The following is a 24,903-nucleotide window of genomic DNA, read 5'->3' on the forward strand; positions in this document are numbered from 1 at the left end:
AAAAGTTTCAGGTAATATATACATTTATGTCAAAAATATTTCGTCCATTAGTATTTTTTATCGGTTTGCGTTATGTCTATGGGCAAAAGACTGATGGTTTTGGTCGCTTTGTGTCATGGTTATCAATGCTCGGTATTATGCTTGGCTCCATTGGCTTGATTGTTGTGTTGTCGGTCATGAATGGACTAGAAGATCAAATGCAGGGGAGCATATTAAAATTTCTGCCTCAGGCTCAGATAACCGCATCGCAAGGTCGCATTGACCCTAATAAAATTGCAGGCGACCAATTTAAGAAAATTAAGGGTGTTAATCATGTGGCACCTTTAGTTACAGGCGATGTCGTTTTGCAAAGTGAACAAGGTATTATGGTAAGCACGTTAATGGGAATCAACCCAGATGATGGTGATCCAATTAACGATTATGTCTATAGTGGTTCAGTATCGGATCTTGTGCCTGGGCAATATAATGTCATTATTGGATTAACTTTAGCCAATCAACTGGGTGTAACCGTTGGCGATAAAATTCGCTTGATGGTAACTGATGCCAGTCAGATCACCCCAGTTGGTCGTATTCCCTCACAAAGGTTATTTAATATCGTTGGGCTGTTTTCAATCAATCATGACATCAATCAAGCTTTAATTTATGTCAACCAGACTGATGCACGTCACCTGCTTCGCTATCAAGAAGGAATAATAACAAGCTGGCGTTTGTTTTTAGATAAGCCGTTAGAGATCACCTCAGTAACAAACACTCCATTACCAGAAGGACTAGTCTTTAATGATTGGCGAGCAAAACGAGGAGAACTATTCCAAGCTATCAAAATGGAAAAAAATGTTATGGGACTATTAATCAGTTTGATTGTTATTGTGGCAGCTTTTAATATTATTACCTCGTTAAGTTTATTAGTGATGGAAAAACAAGGTGAAGTGGCGATTTTAAAAACACAAGGTCTATCTCGATTTAAAATCATGTTAATTTTTATTATTCAAGGCGCAAGTTCAGGAATCATTGGAACACTATTAGGTAGTGCTATAGGGTTATTACTGGCTTGTTACTTAAATGAAATCATGCAACTGTTTGGATTATCGTTTGCTGGTATTCAATTGCCGTCGCTGGTTGAACCCACACAAATTATCGTTATTGTTATTGGATTACTTATGTTATCGCTAATTTCAACTATTTACCCTGCCTATCGTGCAGCCAATATTCAACCAGCCGAGGCGTTACGTTATGAATAATTCACAAATCTTGCTTTCAGCAAAAAATCTTTGTAAAACTTATAATGAAGGCAAAATGGTCACCGAAGTTTTAAAAAACGTATCGTTTGATATCCATTCGAAATCTCTATTAGCGATTATTGGGAGTTCTGGTTCGGGTAAGAGTACATTGTTACATCTTCTTGGTGGACTGGATAAACCAACTTCGGGTGAAATCATTTTTAAGTCTCAGCAATTAAATCAGCTTTCTGAAAAAGAAAAAGCTCACCTTCGCAATCACGAAATAGGGTTTGTCTATCAATTTCACCACTTATTACCCGATTTTTCTACATTAGAAAATGTTGCTATGCCACTCTTAATTAGTGGTGCAAAGCCTAATGATGCAAAAAAGCGAGCAATGGCAATGCTGGAATCGGTTAATTTAGTTAAACGAGCAAATCATAGACCGTCTGAACTGTCTGGTGGGGAGCGCCAGCGTGTGGCAATAGGACGAGCGCTTATCAACAATCCAGCACTGGTCATGGCTGATGAACCTACAGGTAATCTGGATAAAACTACGGCTGATTCCATTTTTGATTTATTGATAAGTTTGAATCGTGATCATGGCACGGCTTTTTTAGTGGTCACACATGATCTGGAACTCGCCAATAAACTTGATAATCAATTAATTATGCGCGATGGACAATTGTCTAATCGTTCATTAACCGAAAAAATTTAATGGATAATTACAATGAATTTATCATTAATCACCGCCATTAAGTTCCGCAAAGGACGCCGTAAAAGTGGGATGGTGTCGTTGATATCAATTATTTCCACATTCAGTATTGCCATAGGTATTGCGGCTTTAATTATTGGGTTAAGTGCAATGAATGGTTTTGAGCGTGAACTGCATAATCGAGTATTGTCCGTTGTTCCACATGGGCAGTTTTATCCCGAATATGGTTATCTGGATAATTGGCGAAATGTTCGGGACGAATTAAAACAGAATAGTCACATTGTCTCAGCTACACCTTTTGTTAATTTTACGGGTTTAATTGAGAATGCGAGTAAACTTGGCGCAGTTGAAGTAGAAGCGATCGATCCCGATCAAGAAAAATCAATAAGTACACTTCCTAATTATGTATTAAATAATCAATGGCAAAAATTTAAAGCTGATAATCAACAAATTATTATTGGTTCTGGTTTAGCCAAAACGCTAGCTGTAAAAGAAAAAGATTGGGTTACTTTATTAATTCCAGTATCCAGCAACTCTAATCAACTAAAACCTCCGAAACGAGTGCGTTTGCAAGTTATCGGTATTTTGGATTTAAGCGGAAGCCTTAGCAATAATGTTGCTTTGCTCCCATTAGCAGATGCACAAAAGTTACTGAATATGGGCGACAGCGTCACAGGCATTATGGTCAATGTAGATAATGTTTATCAGGCTAGGTATATTATTAGTCAGGCAGCGTTAGCTCTGGATGAAAACTTATCGTTTAATAGTTGGGAACAAACTTACGGCTTTATGTATCGTGACATTCAAATGATCAGAGAGATTATGTATTTGGCTATGATTGTTGTTATTGGTGTCGCTTGTTTCAATATTGTTTCGACATTAGTAATTGCTGTTAAAGATAAACAACGTGACATTGCCATTTTAAAAACACTCGGTGCAACTAATTGTTTAATTAAACAGATCTTTATTTGGTATGGAGTCATTTCAGGATTAATTGGAAGTTTAATCGGGGTGATTTTAGGAGTGATTTTATCATGGCAGCTATCAAATATTATGGAATTTGTGGAATCTTTGATGGGGCATAAAATCCTTAACAGTAACATCTATTTTGTTGACTTTTTACCGTCTGAAATTCATCTTTTTGATGTTGTGATTGTGTTTATTACAGCAATGTTGTTAAGTTTGCTTGCTAGCTATTATCCAGCTCAAAGGGCTTGTAAAATCGATCCTGCACGAGTTTTAAGTAGCTATTAATGAAAAACAATACATAAAACATAAAAAAGGCGCACCGTTTGATGCGCCTTTATTTTTTATTAATATCTATAACCATTTATCAAATAATCATATTGATAATGCTGATAACCCCAATATAAAATTAGACTTGCAGTGGCAAAGATTAGGACTGTTAATATTGTACAGATTTGGCTTTGATATCGAAATTTTCTCAAACAAAGCGTGATTAATACTCCCAAGATAAAACCGGTTATTGCACCACCAATATGTGCCATATTATCAATAGAAGGTAATAAACCCAATCCAGCAGTGAGTAATAAACTCACCACAATGGATTTGATAGGCATCTCTTGTAAATCAGTACGATTAATCAATGAGTAAGCAAGTAGGGCGGTGATGATACCTAAAATTGCCCCTGAAGCGCCGCAGCTAATTACATTAATATGTATTGTGGCAACATCACTTGCTAAACTTCCAAATAAACCCGATAGCAAATAGATTCCAACAAAGGCTAATGGAGGTATTAATCTTTCTAAAATAACGCCAATACTCCATAGTGCTAACATATTCATAGCAAGATGTGCTAATCCTACATGCATGAAAATATTAGTGAAAAGGCGCCAATATTCACCAGAAAATGTAAGTTGAGCAACATCAGCACCCCAGTCAATTAAAAACTTACTTTGACTAAAATCAGATAATCCTCGCATATCAAGAATGCGAGAAATAATAAACCATGCAACATTAATTACGACTAAAATGCTGGTAATTTTGGCTTGATGATATAAAAATTGGAAATATTTTAAAAAGCTCATGTTTTGAGTTTTCCTATTAAAAAACAAAATAGATAAAAACAGATAGGTGATTTAATCCAGATGTTTTCCTAAAATAACTAAATCACGTTTAACGCCATCAAGTTCGGCAATTTTAGGTAATAATGCCCATTGTTGATAATTCATTTTTTTAAATAGATTCATGCTAGGAAGATTATGCCCAAAAACATAGCTGAATATGGATTCAATACCAGCTTGTTTGGCAAATAATTCAATGCGTATGATGGTTGTTTGACCGATTTTTTTCCCTCTAAAATCCTCATGTAGGTACAAACTGATCTCAACTGTTTTGTCAAAAGCTGCACGACCATAAAAAGAGGATAAACTTACCCAACCACATGGTTGATTTGAATATTTGATTAACCAAATAGGTCGATTTTTAGGATTATGCTGATTAAACCAAACTAAACGACTTTCAACTGACACCGGCTGCAAATCGGCCGTAATTTGACGGCTAGCAATGGTAGAGTTATAAACATCAACAATAAAAGGCAAATCGTCTAAAGTGGCATCAATATAGGTAATCATAAAAATAAAAAATAGTGGTTAATTGTGCCTCATTGTAATGGTTTTAATGCTGGCAAGCAATATTTGTTAAAAACGATCTAACTTTGAAAAAATCATAAAATCATTCAGAATGATACACCGAAATGTCGTCTAAAATTTTATGAAAAATAACGTCAATTGCATCCGTATTTCACCTGATAATGTTTTATTGCTTGGAAGTATATAAATACCTTGCTGGAGTGGTGTTTTACTATTAATGGCATCTACCCAAAGGACTTTCCGCTTGACCAAAACCAATGAAGCCAATATTTGCCATTTTTTACTTCTTAAAGTTCGTTTTAGTTCTTTTAGTATTATATTTGTGATTTTTATTGATTAGAATGATCTCGATTGCTTTCTCTAAAATTTCTTTAAATTAAAATTAAACGAATATTTAAGAATGTAAACGAATATTAAGAGTGTTTTATGATTAGAATTGTTTGCTTAGATATAGCAGTACAAGATAGTATTTATTATATTAATGATATTGAGAAAGTTAATGGCAAATTTATTGCTGGTAATTACAAAGAAATAGATAAAGGAGCTATAGCAATTACAGTTGTTGTCATTACTAAACTTATAGATAAAGGTTGTATAGGGTTAGAAAAGTAAAATTTACATTGGAATAAAGCATTTAAAGTTGATGTGGTAGATACAACTTGAGCTTGAGATGTTTTCCAATGCACATTTGCTTTTGCTCTTGTTAATTGGATATTCAAACTTTAAAGTAGTAAAATTCTCATATGCTGTTGTAGCAATAATATGTACTAAAGCTGGTGGTTGTGCAGAAATACCGTCAATTAAACAAGTAAATGAATTTTTAACTAAACATCAAAGATAAATATAATTAAGGAGTAGTCTGTGGTGGAATATGTAGAATTAACTGGAAATCCAAGGCATGATAAATTGATTTCTCTTGTTATGTCAAAAGGATACATTAGTAATGAAGAACTAGCCAAAATTCTAAATGTAACACCACAAACTATACGACGAGATATTCGTCAATTGAGCGATGCAGGTATAGTTTCTCGACATCATGGTGGAGCAGGAAGAATTTCAAGTCTCATGAATACTGAATTTTCTAAACGAGAAACAGCATATACAGAAGAAAAAACGATTATTGCCAATGAAGTTGCTAATTTTATTCCTGATGGTGCTACTTTATTTATCACTATGGGGACAACTGTTGAGTTTGTTGCAAAAGCTCTAAAAAATAAAAATAATTTGAGAGTAATCACTAATAGTATAAGAGTTGCTAATATTTTATATCAAAATAAAGGATTCGAGGTCATAACATTAGGGGGGATTTTACATTCACATAATGGCGGTATCGTAGGACCAAGTGCACTTTCATTAGTGAGTAGTTTTCGTGCTGATTACCTTGTCACAAGTCTTGGCGCTGTTGACTACGATGGTGTTTTATTGGATGTTGATATAAATGAAGTTGCTGTTGTCAAGGCAATGATTGAACATTCACGTAATTTTATTTTAATCGGTGATCATACAAAATTTCATTCATCAGCCGCTGTCGAAATTGGCAATTTAAAACAAGTTTCAACGTTTATCACTGACAGTAAACCACCCGCTAATATAATTAAAATATTAAAAGAAAATAAAGTAGAATTAAGAATCGCTAAAAAATAGCGATTTTTTTCTCATAAACACCAATATCGTTCTTCTGTTATAATTTCACCTCTTATTATGCGTTAATGAAAAGAATATTAGACCCTTCCATTCATATTCATAGATTCTAAATCATTTTTCTTTCATGTTTTTATTTTTTAATTTTTCTTTTCCTACTTTATTTCTCCTCATACAAAAACAATTTTTAGAAATCAATATTATTCTTTTTTGATTAAAAGTTTGCGCTAAATCACATAATCGGCACAATTATGTTGCGTTTGTTTTGTTTTTTATCATTAATATATCAAGTTTGTGATCTTATTTGTTTGGTATGGTTCGTTGTTAGGAGGCAATTATGAGAAAAGCATTTATATCACCATCAAAATATGTTCAAGGTGAAAATGAATTACTAAATTTAGGCTATTTTGTAACAAGTTTTGGCAAAAAAGCTTTATTAATTGGTAATCAATCAGATATTGAACGAGTTCGTAAACAACTTGATTATACGGCAGAAAAATACAATTGCTTGTTTGTTACAGCTGGATTTAATGGTGAATGTTCACGTATAGAAGTAGAACGTCTAAAAAAATTAGCTATCACAGAACAATGTGATTGCACTATAGGTTTAGGAGGCGGTAAAGCTATTGATACCGCTAAATGTGTGGCCGAAGGTCATGCTGTTATTATTGTGCCAACGATAGCCGCGACTGATGCTCCAACTAGTCATTCAGCTGTTTTATATACTCCGGATGGGGCGTTTGATGATTATGCTTATTTCAAACAAAGTCCAAGCGTTGTACTTATTGATACTCAAATTATTGCTCAAGCACCTGTTCGGTTTTTGGTATCAGGAATGGGGGATGCACTTTCAACATATTTTGAAGCGAGAGCAAATCAAAAATCTTATGCCAATATTAATGCAGGATTACCATGTGGAGTAAGAGAACAATTGTGCGATGGAGCAAAACCAACTTTAGCTGCTTTTGCTCTCGCTACGCTTTGCTATCAAACTTTATTAAAAGATGGTAAAAAAGCTAAAGCTTCTTGTATTGATAAAGTAGTCACTCCTGCATTGGAAAATATCATAGAGGCTAATATTCTGCTGTCAGGACTTGGTTTCGAAAGCGGTGGTTTAGCTGGTGCTCATGCCGTTCATGATGGATTAACCATTCTTGAAGAAACACATCATTATTATCATGGTGAAAAAGTTGCATTCGGTACTTTAGTTCAACTTATATTAGAAAATTCACCAGAAGAAGAGCTTAAAGAAGTTTTAGATTTTTGTTTATCAGTTAATCTTCCAGTTTGTCTTGAAGATATAGGCGTAAAAACCATTTCAGACGAACAGCTAACTGAAGTGGCAGAAAAAACCATTATCCCTGAAGAATCAATTCATTCTATGCCATTCCCTGTTACTGTTGAAGGAATTAAAGCGGCAATTTTACTAGCCGATACTATTGGTAAAAACTACAAAACAACTGGCAAATTTGTGAAATAGGAGCTAATACAATGAAAAAATTGATCAACAATCCCTCAGATATCGTTAATGAAATGATTGATGGTTTAATTGCTAGTAGCCCTACGTTATTAGAAAGAGTGGCTGATTCTCAAATAGTAATTAGAAAAAATTTAGGAATTGATAAAGTGGCAATTATAAGTGGAGGAGGTAGTGGTCATGAACCTGCTCATGCTGGTTTTGTTGGTCAAGGAATGTTAACTGCTGCTGTCTGTGGTCAAGTATTTACCTCACCCACACCCGATCAAATTTTTAACGCTATAAAAACCGCTGATTCAGGACAAGGAGTATTTCTTGTAATAAAGAATTACTCTGGTGACATTATGAATTTTGAAATGGCAAAAGATATGGCTGAAATGGAGGGTATCAAAGTCGATAGCTGTATTGTTGATGATGATATTGCTGTTGAAAATAGTACTTATACCCAAGGTAAGCGCGGGGTTGCTGGTACAATTTTAGTTCATAAGATTTTGGGGGCGGCCAGTGAACAAGGTGCCAGTTTAACTGAAATCAAACAACTTTCAGAAAAAATTATTCCAAATATTAAAACAATTGGAGTGGCATTTTCTGGCGCAACCGTTCCCGAAGTTGGTAAACCCGGCTTTGTTCTTGCTGATGATGAAATTGAATATGGTGTTGGAATTCATGGTGAACCGGGATACAGACGAGAAAAACTACAATCTTCAAAATTTTTAGCTCAAGAACTCATTAGTAAATTAAAAGTAGCATTTTCATTTCAAGAAAATGACCAATATGCAGTTTTGATTAATGGGTTAGGTGCCACCCCTTTAATGGAACAATATGTTTTTACCAATGATGTATTACGTCAATTAAAAACAGAAAAATTGAATGTACTATTTACAAAAGTCGGTAATTATATGACAGCAATTGATATGGCTGGCGTTTCTTTAACTTTAATGAAGATCGTAGATGACGAATGGCTCAAAAATCTTAATTACCCCGTAACGACATTAGCTTGGTGAAAAGGAATAAATCATGCTTGATACAAAAAATGTTTTAAATTGGTTAAATGATTTTGCTAATGAAATTCAAAAAAATAAAACTTATTTAACTGATCTAGATACACCAATTGGCGATGGTGACCATGGTAATAATATGAATCGTGGCGTAATTGCAATGCAAGCTGAACTTGCTAAAACATTGCCTAATTCAGTTTCTGAGATTTTTAGAATTACAGCGATGGCACTCATGGGAAATATTGGTGGTGCTTCAGGTCCACTTTATGGCTCAGCATTTATGGAAATGGCTAAAGCTGCTAAAGAAACTGATGAATTACCTCTCATTATTCAAGCAGGACTTAATGGTATTCTCAAACGAGGTAAAGCCGCATGTGGTGAAAAAACGATGGTTGATGTGTGGACTCCTGTTTGTGAAAGTCTTTTATCTAAACGACTAACGCAACAAATTATTGATATTGCCGTTGATTCAACAAAATCGATGATAGCAACAAAGGGACGAGCCTCTTATTTGGGAGAACGTTCAATTGGTCATTTAGATCCTGGTTCTGTTTCAAGTGGGTATTTGTTCACATCGATGCTAAAAAATATTCAGTAAACAAGGAAATTAATAATGATAAGTTTCATTCTTGTATCTCACAGTAAGAAGATAACGGATGGTTTGAAAGAGATGATTGATCAAATGGCGTTGAATCAAGAAAACGTGACTGTTTTTTCTCTTGGTGGAACATCAGATGGAAATCTAGGAACAGATCCAATAGCAATATATGAAACTTTTCAAGAGCGCAAATCCGATGATGCTATTCTCGTATTCACGGATATAGGCAGTGCCGTAATGAGTTCAGAAGCAGCCGTTGATATGCTTGATGATGATGCGATTAAACAAAAAATTCATATTGTCAATTGCCCATTGGTCGAGGGAGCATTTATGGCTGCTGTTCAAATTGAAAATATTGATAGTCTTGAATCAATTTTTGAAGAATTAAAATCAATAAATAAAAAATGTTAGAGTCATTTGATAAGGAATTTAATTAGATATAGATCAGAATAAAGAGTTAGATTAATACAAAGGCACATAATCGTTGATTAGAAACATTATCCTTGATCTTGTAAAATTTATTTATAAAGTTTGTTTATATATTATTGGTTGAGTAATTTGGACTCCTACTGATTTAATGGCCTTCTTTGTTGTCGATTCTCATTTTTTATATTTCTTCTATCCTCTTTGGAATGATAAATATAAATAAATTTCTAGTGAATTATCTAAAAGCTATGCCAGAACATAATGAAGCTTTTTGATTATTTATACTAATAATTTGAAGTGGGTGAATTTTTTAAATAATCCTACTGTTATGTATTTTTAATTTTATGATTTAATATTAACTGTATTGTCTAAATGATCTTAAAAATTATTAAGAAAAAAGCGGACGGTAATCCGTTTAAATTAGCCTATATAATGGTTTAAACTTGAGTGAAAAAAATCAATAATGGCTTTATTAACCGACGTTATTTTTAGATTTTTCCGCCAAATAAGGTAAATATTAATTTTTAATTTTTCATTTTGTTGGGTAATTAATTTTTTGTAGGATACACCATCAACTTTAGCTTGTGCCATCGATTGTGGTAAAAGCATAATTCCGTTACCTAACGCAACTTCAAGTAACATAGAAAGATTATCTGCAAGTTCTGCCCGTCTGATTATTGGTTTATCTAAATGATTGAATACTTTTTCACATTGTTCGTAAAAAAAAGGATTTAAATATTGTTTAAACCAAAAAAGGGGTAAATCAGTTACATCACTAAGGTTTACTTTATTTTGTTGGCTGCATGGATGATTTGTTGGTAATACTAATGTCATTGGTTCTTGACAAACGAGTAGTGAGTTTTCGCTAAAATCTCTACCTGGATAGTCAGAAACAATTGCAAAATCAATATTCCCTTTTTGTAATTCAAACAACAATTCTTTCGATGTATAGTCATGTTTATAGATCTTCGTTTCATCTCTAAACTCTGACAAAAACAATTTAAAAAAAGGAATATAGTCAAAACTTAAAGTTTTGGTTGTTCCGATAATAACTTTTTCATGACAGTTAGTTTTTGTTGATTTTACTATAGCGCAAAGATCACTTAGTAATTTTGATACTTTTGATTTTAGTATTTCGCCATCTTTGGTTAATACGATGTTATGTGAGTTTCTTAAAAAAAGTGTACTTTGTAAGGTTTCTTCCAAATTTTTTATTTGAGTGGAAAGCGGGGGTTGACTTATGCCCAGTTTTTCAGCTGCACCCGTAAAGCTAAGTTCTTCACAGACAGCAATAAAATATTGTAATTGTTTAATTGTTGGTAATCTTTTGCTATAGATGTCCATAAATTTACTATTCCTAATAAGCTCGTTGTCTGATTCTAAAGTCGCTTTGACATTTATCTGCCTTAATTATTATCTTGTTATTATGAATCAGATATTTGTATTTTGCATTTATTTATATGATTTTTTTGTAATACGATTTTCGTATAACAAAATATGTATTTTTCAACTCATGTTTTGTTAGTTAAGCTTTCTTAAACTTAAAAAAACTCTAAATGTTATTTTGTTCATGGAATCAATGTCTAATTTTTTTGTTTGGCGGATGGCAGTATTGGTACTTATCTATCGGGTATAGTTTATCAAAACATGGCTTGGATTGGAGTGATAGCTATTTGTGTCATATTAAGCATGGTTAATCTAATTCTAGCTATTTTTGGTATTCAATACATTAAAAATAGTCATAAACATTAAAGTGTAGCAGTTATTTATTAAGGAAACTTGTTATGAAAAAAAGATTATTACATTTCTCTCTATTTATATTTTGCTTCTTTTATACAGGATTAAGTATGGCAAATTTAACAAAGTTAGCTTCTGGTTTTAATGCTCCCACAGGCATCGCCTTTGATAGTTCAGGTGTAATGTATGTGACAAATTGGTCTGGTGATTCAATCGTAAAAGTTAAAAACAATGGTGAAAAGGAGACTGTTTATACTGGTATCGCTTCTCCTGCAGGAATCGTCATTGATACACAAGATAATATCTATGTTTCATCTTATAGTGATGACTATATTTTAAAAATTACGCAAAATGGTCAATCTCAAAAAATATCAGACGGCTATCATACACCTACGGGTATCGCTTTCTCTAATAATGGACAATTATTGATCACCAATCGTTCAACAGGTGAAATTGTGTCACTTGATTTAGACACGAAGCAAAAGACCATCATAGCTAAAGGTTTGACTACACCAGTTGGTGTAACTCAACTACCTGATAATAGTTTAGTTGTTTCTCAATATAGCGGTCGTTTGACCATGATCCAACCTAATGGTGATAAAACTGAATTAGGTGATCAATTTGATCGTCCAGGGGTAGGTATTGCAACAATTTCGTCAAATATTGTGGCAGTTATTGATAATGGTGCTGGAATGGTGCGACAAATTGATGTAAAAACCAAAAAAGTAACAAATTTAGCCTCGTCCCTATCGGGAGCAGTCGCATTAGCATATTATAAAAATCGTTACTATATTGGAACTTGGGGAGACGGTTCAGTCTATGGGGTGGATAGTAATTAAAATTGGATAAATAATCACAATTACTTTAACAGGCTAGTTGAAATAAAGTTTTATATAAAGATATAAATATAAAACTTATAAGTAATAGGATTACCCTATTTAATATTTTCGATAGGGTAATTTGCATTATTTCTATCAAATATTAAATAAAATAATAAGTTTAATTTACAATTAATCATTGTGTTTTATAATACTGACGTCCGCCATATACAAAACAATATATAGGAATATCAATGAAAGAGAGAATTAAAAAACCTTATTATGCTTTCGATCCTAATGAAGCTCATTTTCTATTTGAACGTACGATTAAACTTGATTCTCAACCGGAGCTATTTGCAAAAATTCCACGCATTATTCATCGTCTGTATTTTCCTAAATATGCATTCATGGTATTGGCGGGTTCAATCGTTGCTTTTATACTGGTGTGTTTTCTATTTTCCACGTTTTTCACTTTAACTAATGCATTAACACAGTTTTTTGCTTTAATCCCATTAGTTGGAATCGTTGCTATAATCTATCTTATTAGACACTATGTACAGATTTATTTAGAAATACGCTTAATTAAAAAACTTTACAAAAAAGCTACATGGCCTGTTGAATGTTATTGTGCTTTTTTTGAAGAAGGTATTTGTATAAAATCGATCGACATGGAAGGTGTATTCTATTGGGATGATTTTATGGCCTTAGGATGCTGCAACGAGGCTATAGTTTTTCATTTTTGTCCTGCAGGTACAGAAAGTGGAAAATTTTTCAAACAATACTATCCTTATTTAGACAATGTTTACATTTTTATTAATGGTGATGAGAAAATACTTGAACTTATAAAATTAGTTGATGAACAAGTTGGTGATCTAGTCGCTTTTACATAATGATCTACAAAAGATAAATTTCAGTCTTTAGGTTCTAATTTTATTTTTTAAACTTATTTGTTTAATTAAATTGTTTTGGTACATTAGGCATAATTTGCACTATTAACATACCACTTAATTATAGTAGAAAAAGTAATTGTTACAAGTGAATTGCATGTATAAAATTTAATCGATAATGATGATGTTATATAAGAAAAGTTCGAAAAATTATAGAGTTCGAAAAAGATAAAATGACTTCAGTAATTAATTGATTTTACATTAGTTAACAAATCTTTCTAAGATAAGTTTGCTAATTTTTTTTAAAATATTATACTTCGCAACATAAGATTATATTTATAAAAAAGTAATCATTTGTAGGGAGGAAGTAATAATATGTTAAAATGCAGTTGGTTTATGGGGGATCATAATTTAGATTCCTCTTTAAATCCCCAAAAGTGTTTTCAGTCAATCTCTAATCTTGCATCAGGCTTATCTAAAATAATGTTAGATAAATCTTTTTATTGTAAGATTTCCTTGATTAGTGCAAGTATTTTTGTGGGGCTAAGTATTAATGATGTAACCGCATTAAATGTAAGGACAGCGAATGTAATTCAAGCTAATCCGACTTACTTAATTAATACTGAAGAAGTTGAAACACAATCAGGTTCAACTTTATCTGATGAAGGTGTAAATGCAGAGAATGATGATGAATTAGATGCAGACGATGAACTTGAAGATGAGTCTGAGTTAGATAATGACCAAATGATTGAGATAACTCCTATATCAGGAAAAAATCACTTAATTAACTCAATACACTAAACTAAAAGTTATATAATTATTGTATTAGTATGCTGGCGCTGAGTTCAGTGTGTTAGTTTATACTTAAATAAAAGGAAAATGATATGATTGAAAGCATATAAGGAAGTCATGCTGAAAACTGAAGTCCATTTTAAATATCATATAAATCAATAGTAGGTCTAACTTACTGTCAATTCAAGATCTAATATCAACCACTAAATACGGGTGTCTTTTTAATGTTAGTGGAGCTTACCTTGTAGTATTCAATAATGGATTAGTTAATACAAATGTAAAATTTTATGGTTTGAAAAATACATATTTTGTCTGGCTAAAAAATTGTATTTCATTGAATTATTTTGTGAAAAGTCTAACTTAAAGTCATAAAAAATTCCTAATTTTAAGTAGGATAATTGCAGCGATAGTTGGATACTAACAAAATTAATTGTGCATCTTGCAACAGTGATCATTTTATATTTGGCTGAATGGTTGTTTTAAATGTTTAATTCAATAATGAATCTCATTTCAATGACCAAAATTTATTGTTACACAACTTAACTATCCACGTAACCACATTATTGTTCGAAATTAGTATCGTAAAATCAATTCTATACAGAGCAATCATCAACCAAATTATCTAAAATAATAAAAAACTGTATTATGCTTGCAATCGCAGTGAAATCAAAGTTGACTATAGCAGGGGTAACGATCTAATCTCTTTTGGCATCAATTAAATAATACATTTGTTCAATATCTCATTTTTTACTAAAACGTATAGTTAACCTGAAACTTTTTCACAGTATAATCGGGCATAAAATTTATAGGGTTATATTGACTCTGCCACGGGTAATATCACTGATATCTTTTTGTAATAATACTGAATTATCTTTAGTAATGGCTACGCTTACTTTTACTCCTTCAGCATCAAATTCTTGATTTTCAATAATCGCATCAAGTTCTTTAAGGCGATTTTCGATAATAGGCCATTCGTTATAGTAACAATGAAATTGCAAAGTAATGCGTGCTATAAGTTCAATCAATGTTGCTTGTTGAAGGCAGTGACTTGCAGAACCACCATATGCACGAATTAACCCCCCAGTGCCTAATTTTATACCACCAAAGTAACGAGTAATGACTACTACAACTTGATCGCAATCTTGTCCTTCAATCGCTGACAAAATAGGGCGTCCCGCTGTACTGGTAGGTTCGCCATCATCATTAAAACGGTATTGCTGTCCAATCTTCCATGCCCAGCAATTATGAGTGGCATTAGGATCACTGATTGAGTCAATGAATTGAGCAGCTTGTTCGGCCGATATTACTGGCGCCGCATTGACAATAAAACGACTTTTTTTGATTTCTTCGGTGAGTTGGGTGGGAATTGCTAATGTATATGGCATTCGTATTCTGGTAAAATTGTTTCATAACTGATAATGATACTGATCATAATTAAAATGTCTATTAATTTACAACAATTAAAACAAACCCAGTTATCGTTGGCTAATCAAGTGAGATTGTCCGATGACTTTAACGAACCAATCAATTTTATTGGTGGTACTGATGTGGGATTTGAAGATGATGGTAATATTACTCGAGCGGCGATAGTCGTGCTAAGTTATCCTGAATTTTCTGTTGTTGAATATCATGTAGCTCGTTTAAAAACTGAGTTTCCTTATATTCCCGGCTATTTATCCTTTCGGGAATATCCTGCTTTATTGGCAGCATGGCAACAAATAAAGCAAAAACCAGATTTGCTATTGGTCGATGGTCAAGGTATTGCTCATCCCAGACGTTTAGGAATTGCCAGTCATCTTGGTTTATTGTTGGACATGCCAACCATTGGAGTGGCTAAAAAACGATTATGTGGACAATATGAAACATTACCAAAACAAGCAGGCAATGTTACTCCTTTGTTAGATAAACAACAGCAGATAGGTTGGGTATTGCAAAGTAAAAATAATTGCAATCCTTTATTTATTTCAGCAGGACATCGTGTCAGTCAAGCGAGTGCATTAAAGTGGGTGAACCTGTGTTTACGAGGTTATCGTTTACCTGAGCCAACTCGTTGGGCAGATGCGATTGCGTCGAATAAACCTCTATTTAAGAAGTTATTAAATGAAAAATAGTCATCAAGAACCTTTAAAAAAAGGCGGTTTTACGTTTAAACGTTTTTTTGTTGCGCATGATAAAAGTCCTATGCAGGTAACAACGGATAGTTGTTTACTTGGTGCTTGGGCTCCAATTGACCATCATCCGCAAAAAATCCTTGATATTGGTACAGGATGTGGAGTGATAGCATTAATGTTGGCTCAGCGTTTGGCTCATAACCCTTGCCAAATTGATGCTATTGATATTAATGCGGATGCTATAAAGCAGTGTCAAGAAAATAGTATGCACGCAGGTTTGTCATCGGTCAGGGCTCAACAAGCAGATATTAATAAATTTGGTCTTAATCAGGAGGTGTGTTATGACCTAATTGTAACAAATCCACCTTATTTTGAACCAGCCGTCGATTGTCGCAATAGCCAACGACAACTTGCTCGTTATACTGAAAGTTTGAATTTTGAACAGCTTATAAACTCAGTCAAACGCTTGTTAAAACCAGATGGTCTGTTTGGTTTGGTTCTCCCTTTTCATATGGCTGATCAGTTTATTTGTCTGTGTAAGGCAAATCAGCTTTTTTTACAGCAAGAGTTGTATGTCAAATATAATGCCAATAAAAACTTTTCATTGTCCTTATTGGCTTTTTCTTTAACTAATAGTGGTCAAGTGCTCAGTGAGCAACTTTGTATGCGTGATGATGATGGACGTTATTCATCAGCATTCAGACAATTATTGAATGATTTTTATCTATTCCGAAAATAATTCTCTATTATGAGTTAATTAGGTAGCACATAAAAATAGATTATGGCAGTAATTGCTAAAATAATTATGGTGATAGCATAGATTTTATCGTGTAGAAAGCTGAAAGCAGGTAGTGCTCTTTGCTTTCTAGCGTATAAATAAAATACCAATCCAATGCCATATAAAATCATGGAGAGTAATAGATAAGACACTCCACCTGCATAAATCAGCCATACCCCATAAATTGAACCCGTTGAGCCTAAAAAGATTAAGTAAGCTTTACCACGATTTATCGCCAATTTAAGTACAAAAAGGGCTGATAGCAGATAGGGAATAAGCACCATGGACGTGGATAATTGAATCAGCGTGTTATAGCCAGATTGATAAAAGTGAGCAAGGATGATGAGTATACTGATCAAAGTAGAAGTTAAATATAATGCATTGGCAGGGGTTCCTTTTTTGTTCAGTTTTCCAAAACAGCTCGGTACGGTGTGATCATCACCTTGTCCACTTAGAAACAGCATTTCTGCAGCAAGAAGTAGCCATGATAATAGTCCGCCACTCACGGATACAATGAGTCCGATGTTAATAAAAGTCGCTCCCCAACTACCTACAACATGTTCAATGACCAGTGCCATTGAAGGGTTTTTCATCTCTGCTAATTCCTGTTGAGGAACAATGCCTAAAGATAATACTGATACGCAAATGAGTAATAAACTGGTAATAGCAAAGCCAAAAAAGGTGGCTCGACTAATGCTTAAGATACTCTTGGCGCGTGATGCATAAACTGTCGCACTTTCAATGCCTAAATAGACCCAAACCGTATAAAGCATAGTGTTTTTTATTTGATCAACAATAGAGCCTAATTGTGGGGTTCCCCAAAAGTCTGTTTTAAAGGTATCCACTTTGAACGCTAAAATGATGCAGACAATAAATAATCCAATCGGTACAATTTTAGCTAAAGTAACTAAGCAATTTAATAAAAATGCATGATAGATACCTTTTAATACAAACGAATTGACAATCCATAAGAAAATAAGGGCGCCGATAACTGCTGGGAACGTGGTACCATTGCCAAAATAGCTGAAACAATCAAACGAGCCAAGAGCACTAAACAAGATAACCAAATAACTTGTGCATGACATCCATGCAGAGATCCAATACCCCCATGCTGCATTAAAGCCAATATAATCACCAAATCCCGCTCGTACATATCCATATAATCCATCATTGATTTTATAAAAACGGATCGATAAATACTGAAAGATTCTTGTTAGCATTAGCATGCCAAATAAGGTGATAACCCATGCAATTAATATTGCTCCTGCACCGGCTCCTTCAGCCATATTTTGTGGTAGGCTAAAAATACCACTCCCTACAATACTTCCCACCACCATTAAAGTGAGAGGAAGTATACCAAGCTTTTTTCTTACTGGTGTATTCATATTAATTTCTTATTTAATTATTTAGATAACACATTTTTTTAATTAAAATCTCAATGACATACAACTTACACCACCGTCAATTTTACGGTATTCCGATGTATCAACTTCAATTACTTGATAACCAAGTGCTTCGATTTTTGCTTTGGTAATTGGATAGCCTGCAGGCATAATGACTCGTTCATTCACCCAAATACAGTTAGCGGCATAACTTTCATGCTCAGGAATTTCAATAATATTAAGGTGTTGAAACTCAGGTTTAGTAATAAATTCACCTGCTGCTAACAAATTGTCATGTTCTAAATAGGCAAGACCCGTTTTTAAATGTAGTACTTTTTCTAAAGTAACCACAGATCCTGATAATCCATATTTTTCTAATATAGCAATCATTTGATCTGCACCCGATTGATTGGTTCGCGCTGATAAACCAATATAATAATGATTACCAACCATCATTATATCTCCCGCTTCAACTGTGCCAGGCGCGGTAATTCTTTCAACTTTATTGGGGTAAAATCTTTCAATAGTTTCGCTGATAATTTCAGTTTCGCCACGACGGCTTTCGGCACCAGGTCTGGTAATAATGGCGCAATGTGGGGTACACAAAACTGGATCTTCAACAAATACAGAATCTGGAAAACGTTCATCAGCAGGTAAAATAGTGATATCAACATCACATTGTTGCAAAGCTTGAATATAGTTATTGTGTTGATCTAACGCTTTTTGATAATCGGGTTTACCCAAATTAGCGGAAGTTAAACCATCGATAAGTGATTTGGCAGGTGTTCTTGCAATAATATGATTAAATTTTTTCATTCGTTTTAAATCCTTTTTTAATTAAATAATTATGCTTTATTTTTGAATAATAATTCACAACAATAACTTTATCAAGAGTTAATTTGACTTTTTATGCAATTTCTGTGTTTTTTTATTCAAGTGGGAAATCTGATTGGTGGATAAAACTTAAATGAAAGAAAAATAGAGGCTGATTATTTTTTATAAAAAAGGGTAATAAACATTACCCTTAAAATTTGTTTTTTAGCTGTTATAAAGGCTTTATAGGTTATTCACCATTAAAATCGACCAATGTATAACAATTAATCCCCATGTTGGTTAACTTAGTTTTACCTTGTAAATCTGGTAAGTTAATAACAAATGCTGCATCTTCAGCTATTCCTCCCGCTTTTTGAATTATTTTAGCGGTTGCGGCAACGGTCCCACCTGTCGCAAGTAGATCATCAATGATTAGCACCCGTTCATTAGGTTTTATTGCATCGCAATGCATTTCTAATGTATCGGTACCATATTCAAGTTGATATTCTTCTTTAAACACATTACGGGGTAACTTATTGGGTTTTCTTACCGGTACAAAACCCACACCTAATGCTAAGGCTAAAGGTGCTGCAAAAATAAAACCACGGGCTTCTGTTCCAACAACTTTATCAATATTTTTATCTTTATAATGATCAATTAAAAGATCGACAGAAGTTCTAAAAGCGATAGGGTCTTCAAGTAAACTGGTGATATCTCGAAACAGTATCCCTTGTTTTGGATAATCAGGGATAGTAATAATGCTATTTTTAATAAGTTCAAGTTTTTCTTGCAATTGAGTCATATCAAATATTCTCTAACTATTTTCTTTAAGAGCGACTAATTTTTTATTATATACCCATGCTCTTTACAGTGGCAATAAACAAACAGTTAACACACCGTAAAATAGTGAGATAGGCGAGTTTGAATGCGATTACTGATATCCATTTGTGCATCGTTTAATTGGATTTTTACAACTTTTTACAACTAAATACATTATTTAGACAATAAATTTTGCAAATGATGAATAATTGAATAAACTTTATATGGAAGGAGAATTCAATGAAAATTATTAAAATATTTGCCCTGCTAGGACTTTCAGTTTGCAGCTTATTTGGTCATGCCCAAATAAATAAACAAATACAAGTTCGTTCAGAATTGTCATCACCAATTATTTTGGAAGGCACTCCAGAAACAAATTACTTAAAAGTCTCATTATCTGGTCAAAATATTGATTCCAAAAAACGTGTTCCGATTAATTTAGCTATTGTTATTGATAAATCTGGTTCAATGTCAGGACAGCGAATCGAAAAAGCGAGAGAGGCAGCTATTTTGGCGGTTAATATGTTGAATGAAAATGATACATTATCTATTGTTGCCTATGATTCCGAAGCAAGAGTGATTGTTCCAGCAACCAAAGTAGATAATAAACTGAGAATCATTGGACTTATTAATGAAAATATTTATGCAGAAGGAGGAACAGCTCTATTTGCTGGTTTGAGTAAAGGAATTAAACAAGTTGAAAATCAACTGACCAAAGATAAAGTTAATCGTATTATTTTGTTATCTGACGGTCAAGCGAATATTGGTCCGAGTTCAGTAGATGAACTTTCTCAGTTGGCTATTATTGCGGCAAAAAAGAATATCGCTATTACCACATTGGGAATTGGCTCTGATTATAATGAATTATTAATGTCATCAATCGCAAGTTATAGTGATGGAAATCATGTTTTTGTAAATAATTCTGCAGATCTCGAAAATGTGTTTGTTCACGAGTTTAATGATCTTATGTCAGCTATTGCTCAAGACGTTGTGATTACTATTCAATTGAAAAATGGCGTTAAACCTGTGCGTTTGCTTGGTCGAGATGGGGTGATTAAGGGTAATGAAATAACCGTAAAAATGAATCAATTGTTTTCCAATCAAGAAAAATATGTATTGTTAGAGGTCATTCCAGATAAAGGTAAAGTAGGGCAAGAGAAAACTTTAGCTCAAGTTGATTTAAAATATGATAATTTATTAGAAAATAAAACTGAAAATGAAACTCAAGTGGTTCGCATTTCATACACCAAAGACAAAAAAATGGTGGATGATGCCATACATCAAGACGTAATTGTAGAAACCGAACTTCAGAAAGTGGCTCTTGAGAATGAAAAAGCATTGGAACTTTATAATCAAGGTAAACGAGATGAGGCACAACAATTATTACGAGAAAATGGTGAAGCACTCAAAGCCATTTCAGCGCAATCGCCGACAATGTCAATGTCAGATAAAGAGAGAATAGAAAATCAAGCTCGAAAAAATAAAACCTTGGCCGAATCAGTTCAAAAACCAGATTTTAGTAAAACATTGACTGAAGAACAATTTCAGTTAAAACAGAGTGCAATAAAAAAATAATTATGAAAAAAATAACAACGATTTTATCTTTATTTTTATTAATGACCCTTATTAGCTTTTTAGGTTGGCGAAGTATAGAGCATGAAGTACTAATGCGCAAAAATAACGAAACTTTATTAGCTAAAAGTCATATTAACAATATTAAATTATCGATTGAATCGTTGTTAAATCAACGCATATCTTATTTTAATAGTTTGATTTCAATGATTGATTCGGATCACAATAATGCTAAAGAATTATTAGAAAAAGAAACTGACTTTAGAAAGATTTTTGTAATAAACAAGAATAATATTTTGTTTTTAAGTCACTCCGAGGATTCTTCATGGCATAGTTTGGTTGAATCAATTGCTTTAGACCATTCTCTTCTATTAAATCTAAAAGATCATGATGAACAATTTCAACCTAACTCTGGTTGGTATCAAAATTATGATCATCTTATATACTGGTTCATAGTATCGGATGATATTATTGGTTTTGAACTTTCAACGGTTAAACTTACATTTGATATCATTAATTTACTCGATAATCAGTCATTGGAGGATAACTTCAAACTTATTAATAATGATAAGCAGATTTATAGCAACGGTAAAACATTCGAGAATGAAATCACTGAGTCGCTAAAATACCCATTACAAAATTGGCATTTAACTTATTATTATTCTTCACCTAATTTAGTGAATTTATATATATTAGGAATAGGGGGGATTGGACTATTAATTCTCGTTTTATTTGGATTTGTCTTTTATGGTTATCGAGAATACACACGTACTTTGCGCTTGGCAAAACAGCAAGTTACTTTTGTTGGGCAAGTTTCTCACGAATTTAAAACACCTTTAACCAACATCACCTTATATTCTGAAATGTTAAGCGAATATTTAGAAGAGGAACCCGCCCCCATTCCAGATTATTTGCAGGTAATAAGTGCAGAAAGTAAACGATTAACTCGACTTATTCAGAATGTTTTGACTTTTAATAAACCCAATAACTTAAATATAAAACCTGTTAATTTAACTGCACTCCTTAAGCAAGTCTATCTTACTTTTAAACCTATACTAGCGGCTAAATCATTACAACTTAATTTAATAAATCTTGAAAATGATTGTATTGTAAATACTGATGCCGATAGTGTTATGCAAATTCTTAATAATTTTCTGAGTAATGCAGAAAAATATGCGTCTAAGGGTAAACAAGTTGATTTATCATTGTGTAGATCGGGTAAACAGGTTGTAATAACCGTTCGTGATTATGGTGAAGGTGTTGCCTCTCATTTGTTAAAACAGATTTTTAAACCATTTTATCGAGTCAGTTCATCTATTACCGAAGGTGTTTCTGGCACAGGGATAGGATTAACTATTGCCAACCAATTAGCCAAGCAACTGCAAGGTGAAATTAAAGTTATAAATAAAAAACCGGGTATTGCATTTTCACTTATTTTAATGGAACAAAAAAATGAAAATATTAATTGCTGAGGACGATAAGCATATTCTTAACGGCATGTCAGATCTTTTAGAAAAAGAAGGATATATAATCATTAAAGCATGTAATGGTAAAGTTGCTCTTAAACTATTTGAACAACAACAACCTGATTTTATTATTTTGGATATTATGATGCCAGAGCTGGATGGTTATTCCGTTTGTCGTGAAATTCGTAAATTGAATGAAGATGTTCCTATTCTATTTTTATCTGCAAAAGATGAGGAAATTGACCGAGTAGTAGGTTTTGAACTTGGTGCAGATGATTATATGAATAAACCTTTTGGAATTCATGAATTAAGAGCAAGAATTAAAGCCATTGCAAAACGTTATTTGAAAGCGAAAAATTCAAATCTAACCAAAAGCGATTATTTTGAATTTGGTGATTTAAAAATTTATCCTACTGAATTATACGCAAAACGAAATGACCAAATTATTGAGTTGACATTAAGAGAAATCAAAATATTGGAATGTTTATACCAACATAAAAATCAGGTTGTTACTCGTGATATGCTTTTCGATTATGCATGGGGATATGATTTTTTACCGAGCAGTCGGACGCTTGACCAACATATTTCAAAACTGAGAAAACAAATAGAAATTAATCCAACAATACCTATTTTAATCAAGACTATTCATGGCATTGGTTATAGGCATTAGATCGTTCCAGTGATTGGGTTAAATATTTTCAATTTTCTGTTTTACTCAGTTTGATTTTGTGAGTGTGATTTTTCATGTTCTATTAACCATTTTTTCCTTTCTAATCCTCCTCCATAGCCAATAAGTTCACCACTAGATCCGATTACTCGATGGCATGGAATGATGATTGCTACACGATTATTACCATTGGCGTTGGCTACTGCTCGAATTGCCAATGGATTATTTATTCTTTGTGCTTGCCGTTTGTAAGTTGTCAGTTCACCATAGGGAATTTCTTTTAAACATTCCCAAACGGTTTGTTGGAAAGGCGTTCCAGGTGTATGTAATGCCACAGTGAAATGAGTTCTGATCCCTTGAAAATATTCGGAAATCTCAATTTTGGCTTGTTTTATGTGTTCGTTTTCTCCAAAAATAATCTTCATGTTAAGTTGGGTTTGTAATTGTTTGAATTCGGTTTCAAGCATTCTTCTATCAACAAATTCTAATAAACAAATACCTTGCTTAGTTGCACAAATAAACATTGGGCCTAACGGGGTGGTTAATCTATCAATTAAAATAACGTCATGCTGTAGATTGGTTGAGGGTGATTTTTTCATGATTTTTTTATAGGTATAACCAAAACCACTTAAAGAATTATAACCTGTATCAAATGCGGTATTGATGATATTTTTTCCTGATTTAATTTCCTGAAAAGCATTGTTAATTCGAAACATTCGCTGATAAGCATGAAACGTTATTCCATAATGTTTTTTGAACCATCGACGAATAATTTCTGGGCTTAAGTTATTCAGTCTCAATTCATAATCCGTTATTTTTGTTTTAGGCTCTTTATTCATTAATTCAATGGCTTTAATTATCTCTTCCGGTGCTTGATTTGAATTTTCAGTGGGTTTACATATTTTGCAAGGTCGATATCCCTCATCAAGGGCTGATTTAAAAGTTGAGAAAAATTCGACATTTTCATATTTTGGTTTTCTTGCTCGGCATGTAGCAATACAAAAAATAGATGTCGTTTTAACACCTACATAGAAAATTCCTACGTAATTTTGATTTCGGTCAAGTAAGGCTCGGTAATAAATTTCTGTTTGTTTAGTATCGGTAATTAGCATCGAATGTTTCTTTTAGATTAATTGATTTTCATTATGTTGTAAGCTTATTAAAAAAACCATTTTCTTGGCAACCGAAAAATTGACAACTATTTTCAAACATAATTATTTGATAAAAATTTCAGATATTTGATCAAAATAATTGCCAAACGAATGAATATCCAATCTAATACTCACGTTCAATAAAAGTAAAATTTTATGGATAATGAACAATTCAGATAAATGATTTATCTAATTTTTTATTTTAGTTTATTAATAATAATTGCAA

Annotated in this window: 25 protein-coding genes; 17 read left to right on the forward strand and 8 right to left on the reverse strand. The window is 32.9% G+C overall.

Going from position 1 to position 24,903, the window contains the following annotated elements; all coding sequences use genetic code 11:
* The first annotated feature begins 35 nt into the window (after positions 1-35).
* The 3 genes from lolC to lolE are packed head-to-tail and all read left to right on the forward strand — an operon-like array spanning position 36 to position 3,186.
* On the forward strand, positions 36-1,238 hold the full coding sequence (gene lolC, locus A9G17_RS00100) for a lipoprotein-releasing ABC transporter permease subunit LolC (protein ID WP_065739038.1): 1,203 nt from the start codon (positions 36-38) through the stop codon (positions 1,236-1,238).
* Positions 1,231-1,935, forward strand: a complete 705-nt coding sequence (gene lolD, locus A9G17_RS00105; RefSeq protein ID WP_065736945.1) for a lipoprotein-releasing ABC transporter ATP-binding protein LolD — start codon at positions 1,231-1,233, stop codon at positions 1,933-1,935. The genes lolC and lolD overlap by 8 nt, the downstream gene beginning before the upstream one ends.
* A 6-nt stretch (positions 1,936-1,941) precedes the next feature.
* On the forward strand, positions 1,942-3,186 hold the full coding sequence (gene lolE / locus A9G17_RS00110) for a lipoprotein-releasing ABC transporter permease subunit LolE (protein ID WP_086309358.1): 1,245 nt from the start codon (positions 1,942-1,944) through the stop codon (positions 3,184-3,186).
* A 59-nt stretch (positions 3,187-3,245) separates the two neighbouring features.
* Here the strand turns inward: lolE and A9G17_RS00115 are convergent, their stop codons facing one another.
* Together A9G17_RS00115 and A9G17_RS00120 are read right to left on the reverse strand one after the other, a co-directional pair.
* Positions 3,246-3,980, reverse strand: coding sequence for a rhomboid family intramembrane serine protease (locus A9G17_RS00115; RefSeq protein WP_065736947.1), 735 nt, complete (start codon positions 3,978-3,980; stop codon positions 3,246-3,248).
* 51 nt (positions 3,981-4,031) lie between these two features.
* The gene (locus A9G17_RS00120) at positions 4,032-4,526 is read right to left on the reverse strand and encodes a GNAT family N-acetyltransferase (protein ID WP_065736948.1); all 495 of its coding nucleotides are present in this window, start codon (positions 4,524-4,526) and stop codon (positions 4,032-4,034) included.
* A gap of 444 nt (positions 4,527-4,970) precedes the next feature.
* On the opposite strand from A9G17_RS00120, the gene A9G17_RS00125 reads away from it, so the two are divergent.
* From A9G17_RS00125 to dhaM, 6 genes are all read left to right on the forward strand, one after another.
* Positions 4,971-5,156 (forward strand): hypothetical protein, encoded by a 186-nt coding sequence (locus A9G17_RS00125; RefSeq protein ID WP_065736949.1) that lies wholly within the window; start codon positions 4,971-4,973, stop codon positions 5,154-5,156.
* Positions 5,157-5,408: 252 nt separating this feature from the next.
* The gene (locus A9G17_RS00130) at positions 5,409-6,188 is read left to right on the forward strand and encodes a DeoR/GlpR family DNA-binding transcription regulator (protein WP_086309367.1); all 780 of its coding nucleotides are present in this window, start codon (positions 5,409-5,411) and stop codon (positions 6,186-6,188) included.
* 334 nt (positions 6,189-6,522) lie between these two features.
* Positions 6,523-7,665: a glycerol dehydrogenase gene (locus A9G17_RS00135; RefSeq protein WP_065736950.1), complete on the forward strand. Its 1,143-nt coding sequence runs from the start codon at positions 6,523-6,525 to the stop codon at positions 7,663-7,665.
* Positions 7,666-7,676: 11 nt separating this feature from the next.
* On the forward strand, positions 7,677-8,666 hold the full coding sequence (gene dhaK, locus A9G17_RS00140; RefSeq protein ID WP_065736951.1) for a dihydroxyacetone kinase subunit DhaK: 990 nt from the start codon (positions 7,677-7,679) through the stop codon (positions 8,664-8,666).
* Positions 8,667-8,679: 13 nt separating this feature from the next.
* On the forward strand, positions 8,680-9,258 hold the full coding sequence (gene dhaL / locus A9G17_RS00145; RefSeq protein ID WP_065736952.1) for a dihydroxyacetone kinase subunit DhaL: 579 nt from the start codon (positions 8,680-8,682) through the stop codon (positions 9,256-9,258).
* Positions 9,259-9,270: 12 nt separating this feature from the next.
* Positions 9,271-9,669 (forward strand): dihydroxyacetone kinase phosphoryl donor subunit DhaM, encoded by a 399-nt coding sequence (dhaM, locus tag A9G17_RS00150; RefSeq protein WP_373271505.1) that lies wholly within the window; start codon positions 9,271-9,273, stop codon positions 9,667-9,669.
* A gap of 435 nt (positions 9,670-10,104) precedes the next feature.
* Here the strand turns inward: dhaM and A9G17_RS00155 are convergent, their stop codons facing one another.
* The gene (locus A9G17_RS00155) at positions 10,105-11,028 is read right to left on the reverse strand and encodes a LysR family transcriptional regulator (protein WP_065736954.1); all 924 of its coding nucleotides are present in this window, start codon (positions 11,026-11,028) and stop codon (positions 10,105-10,107) included.
* A gap of 503 nt (positions 11,029-11,531) precedes the next feature.
* Here A9G17_RS00155 and A9G17_RS00160 point away from each other — a divergent pair.
* The 3 genes from A9G17_RS00160 (at position 11,532) to A9G17_RS00170 (ending at position 13,927) form a co-directional block, all read left to right on the forward strand.
* A complete protein-coding gene (locus A9G17_RS00160; protein WP_081301596.1) occupies positions 11,532-12,260 on the forward strand; it encodes a Vgb family protein in 729 nt (242 codons plus the stop codon).
* A gap of 233 nt (positions 12,261-12,493) precedes the next feature.
* Positions 12,494-13,129: a hypothetical protein gene (locus A9G17_RS00165; protein ID WP_065736956.1), complete on the forward strand. Its 636-nt coding sequence runs from the start codon at positions 12,494-12,496 to the stop codon at positions 13,127-13,129.
* Positions 13,130-13,501: 372 nt separating this feature from the next.
* Positions 13,502-13,927 carry a hypothetical protein gene (locus tag A9G17_RS00170; RefSeq protein WP_065736957.1) on the forward strand — a complete coding sequence of 142 codons (426 nt, stop codon included), beginning with the start codon at positions 13,502-13,504 and terminating at the stop codon, positions 13,925-13,927.
* 794 nt (positions 13,928-14,721) lie between these two features.
* Here the strand turns inward: A9G17_RS00170 and A9G17_RS00175 are convergent.
* Positions 14,722-15,303: an IMPACT family protein gene (locus A9G17_RS00175; RefSeq protein WP_065736958.1), complete on the reverse strand. Its 582-nt coding sequence runs from the start codon at positions 15,301-15,303 to the stop codon at positions 14,722-14,724.
* 60 nt (positions 15,304-15,363) lie between these two features.
* Here A9G17_RS00175 and nfi point away from each other — a divergent pair, with 60 nt between their 5' ends.
* Both nfi and A9G17_RS00185 read left to right on the forward strand, forming a co-directional pair.
* On the forward strand, positions 15,364-16,029 hold the full coding sequence (nfi, locus tag A9G17_RS00180; protein ID WP_141677597.1) for a deoxyribonuclease V: 666 nt from the start codon (positions 15,364-15,366) through the stop codon (positions 16,027-16,029).
* Positions 16,019-16,768 carry a tRNA1(Val) (adenine(37)-N6)-methyltransferase gene (locus A9G17_RS00185; RefSeq protein WP_065736960.1) on the forward strand — a complete coding sequence of 250 codons (750 nt, stop codon included), beginning with the start codon at positions 16,019-16,021 and terminating at the stop codon, positions 16,766-16,768. Before nfi ends, A9G17_RS00185 begins: the two co-directional genes overlap by 11 nt.
* A 14-nt stretch (positions 16,769-16,782) precedes the next feature.
* On the opposite strand, the gene A9G17_RS00190 is transcribed toward A9G17_RS00185, so the two are convergent.
* The 3 genes from A9G17_RS00190 to apt all read right to left on the reverse strand — a co-directional run bounded on the left by A9G17_RS00190 (position 16,783) and on the right by apt (position 19,804).
* On the reverse strand, positions 16,783-18,192 hold the full coding sequence (locus A9G17_RS00190; protein ID WP_065736961.1) for a basic amino acid/polyamine antiporter: 1,410 nt from the start codon (positions 18,190-18,192) through the stop codon (positions 16,783-16,785).
* Positions 18,193-18,234: 42 nt separating this feature from the next.
* Complete coding sequence (gene ddaH, locus A9G17_RS00195; RefSeq protein WP_065736962.1) at positions 18,235-19,005, reverse strand: dimethylargininase; 771 nt, start codon at positions 19,003-19,005, stop codon at positions 18,235-18,237.
* Between the two features lie 247 nt (positions 19,006-19,252).
* A complete protein-coding gene (gene apt / locus A9G17_RS00200; protein ID WP_065736963.1) occupies positions 19,253-19,804 on the reverse strand; it encodes an adenine phosphoribosyltransferase in 552 nt (183 codons plus the stop codon).
* A 257-nt stretch (positions 19,805-20,061) separates the two neighbouring features.
* Here apt and A9G17_RS00205 point away from each other — a divergent pair, with 257 nt between their 5' ends.
* Genes A9G17_RS00205 through A9G17_RS00215 form a run of 3 tightly spaced genes read left to right on the forward strand, consistent with a single transcriptional unit; the run spans position 20,062 to position 23,529 of the window.
* Positions 20,062-21,396: a vWA domain-containing protein gene (locus A9G17_RS00205; RefSeq protein WP_065736964.1), complete on the forward strand. Its 1,335-nt coding sequence runs from the start codon at positions 20,062-20,064 to the stop codon at positions 21,394-21,396.
* Between the two features lie 2 nt (positions 21,397-21,398).
* Positions 21,399-22,865 carry a sensor histidine kinase gene (locus A9G17_RS00210; protein WP_065736965.1) on the forward strand — a complete coding sequence of 489 codons (1,467 nt, stop codon included), beginning with the start codon at positions 21,399-21,401 and terminating at the stop codon, positions 22,863-22,865.
* The gene (locus A9G17_RS00215; RefSeq protein ID WP_065736966.1) at positions 22,846-23,529 is read left to right on the forward strand and encodes a response regulator transcription factor; all 684 of its coding nucleotides are present in this window, start codon (positions 22,846-22,848) and stop codon (positions 23,527-23,529) included. The genes A9G17_RS00210 and A9G17_RS00215 overlap by 20 nt, the downstream gene beginning before the upstream one ends.
* Before the next feature lie 41 nt (positions 23,530-23,570).
* Here the strand turns inward: A9G17_RS00215 and A9G17_RS00220 are convergent, their stop codons facing one another.
* Positions 23,571-24,638 carry a bifunctional transcriptional activator/DNA repair enzyme AdaA gene (locus A9G17_RS00220; protein WP_065736967.1) on the reverse strand — a complete coding sequence of 356 codons (1,068 nt, stop codon included), beginning with the start codon at positions 24,636-24,638 and terminating at the stop codon, positions 23,571-23,573.
* Between the last annotated feature and the right edge of the window lie 265 nt (positions 24,639-24,903).

The organism is Gilliamella sp. wkB7, assembly GCF_001693435.1.
Taxonomy (GTDB): Bacteria; Pseudomonadota; Gammaproteobacteria; order Enterobacterales; family Orbaceae; genus Gilliamella; species Gilliamella apicola_N.

Bases quoted from the DNA above. Each gene is read 5' to 3' on its own strand.
- lolD (WP_065736945.1), top strand. From the start codon at position 1,231: ATGAATAATTCACAAATCTTGCTTTCAGCAAAAAATCTTTGTAAAACT.
- A9G17_RS00115 (WP_065736947.1), bottom strand. From the start codon at position 3,980: ATGAGCTTTTTAAAATATTTCCAATTTTTATATCATCAAGCCAAAATT.
- A9G17_RS00120 (WP_065736948.1), bottom strand. From the start codon at position 4,526: ATGATTACCTATATTGATGCCACTTTAGACGATTTGCCTTTTATTGTT.
- A9G17_RS00125 (WP_065736949.1), top strand. From the start codon at position 4,971: ATGATTAGAATTGTTTGCTTAGATATAGCAGTACAAGATAGTATTTAT.
- A9G17_RS00135 (WP_065736950.1), top strand. From the start codon at position 6,523: ATGAGAAAAGCATTTATATCACCATCAAAATATGTTCAAGGTGAAAAT.
- dhaK (WP_065736951.1), top strand. From the start codon at position 7,677: ATGAAAAAATTGATCAACAATCCCTCAGATATCGTTAATGAAATGATT.
- dhaL (WP_065736952.1), top strand. From the start codon at position 8,680: ATGCTTGATACAAAAAATGTTTTAAATTGGTTAAATGATTTTGCTAAT.
- A9G17_RS00155 (WP_065736954.1), bottom strand. From the start codon at position 11,028: ATGGACATCTATAGCAAAAGATTACCAACAATTAAACAATTACAATAT.
- A9G17_RS00160 (WP_081301596.1), top strand. From the start codon at position 11,532: ATGGCAAATTTAACAAAGTTAGCTTCTGGTTTTAATGCTCCCACAGGC.
- A9G17_RS00165 (WP_065736956.1), top strand. From the start codon at position 12,494: ATGAAAGAGAGAATTAAAAAACCTTATTATGCTTTCGATCCTAATGAA.
- A9G17_RS00170 (WP_065736957.1), top strand. From the start codon at position 13,502: ATGTTAAAATGCAGTTGGTTTATGGGGGATCATAATTTAGATTCCTCT.
- A9G17_RS00175 (WP_065736958.1), bottom strand. From the start codon at position 15,303: ATGCCATATACATTAGCAATTCCCACCCAACTCACCGAAGAAATCAAA.
- A9G17_RS00185 (WP_065736960.1), top strand. From the start codon at position 16,019: ATGAAAAATAGTCATCAAGAACCTTTAAAAAAAGGCGGTTTTACGTTT.
- A9G17_RS00190 (WP_065736961.1), bottom strand. From the start codon at position 18,192: ATGAATACACCAGTAAGAAAAAAGCTTGGTATACTTCCTCTCACTTTA.
- ddaH (WP_065736962.1), bottom strand. From the start codon at position 19,005: ATGAAAAAATTTAATCATATTATTGCAAGAACACCTGCCAAATCACTT.
- apt (WP_065736963.1), bottom strand. From the start codon at position 19,804: ATGACTCAATTGCAAGAAAAACTTGAACTTATTAAAAATAGCATTATT.
- A9G17_RS00205 (WP_065736964.1), top strand. From the start codon at position 20,062: ATGAAAATTATTAAAATATTTGCCCTGCTAGGACTTTCAGTTTGCAGC.
- A9G17_RS00210 (WP_065736965.1), top strand. From the start codon at position 21,399: ATGAAAAAAATAACAACGATTTTATCTTTATTTTTATTAATGACCCTT.
- A9G17_RS00215 (WP_065736966.1), top strand. From the start codon at position 22,846: ATGAAAATATTAATTGCTGAGGACGATAAGCATATTCTTAACGGCATG.
- A9G17_RS00220 (WP_065736967.1), bottom strand. From the start codon at position 24,638: ATGCTAATTACCGATACTAAACAAACAGAAATTTATTACCGAGCCTTA.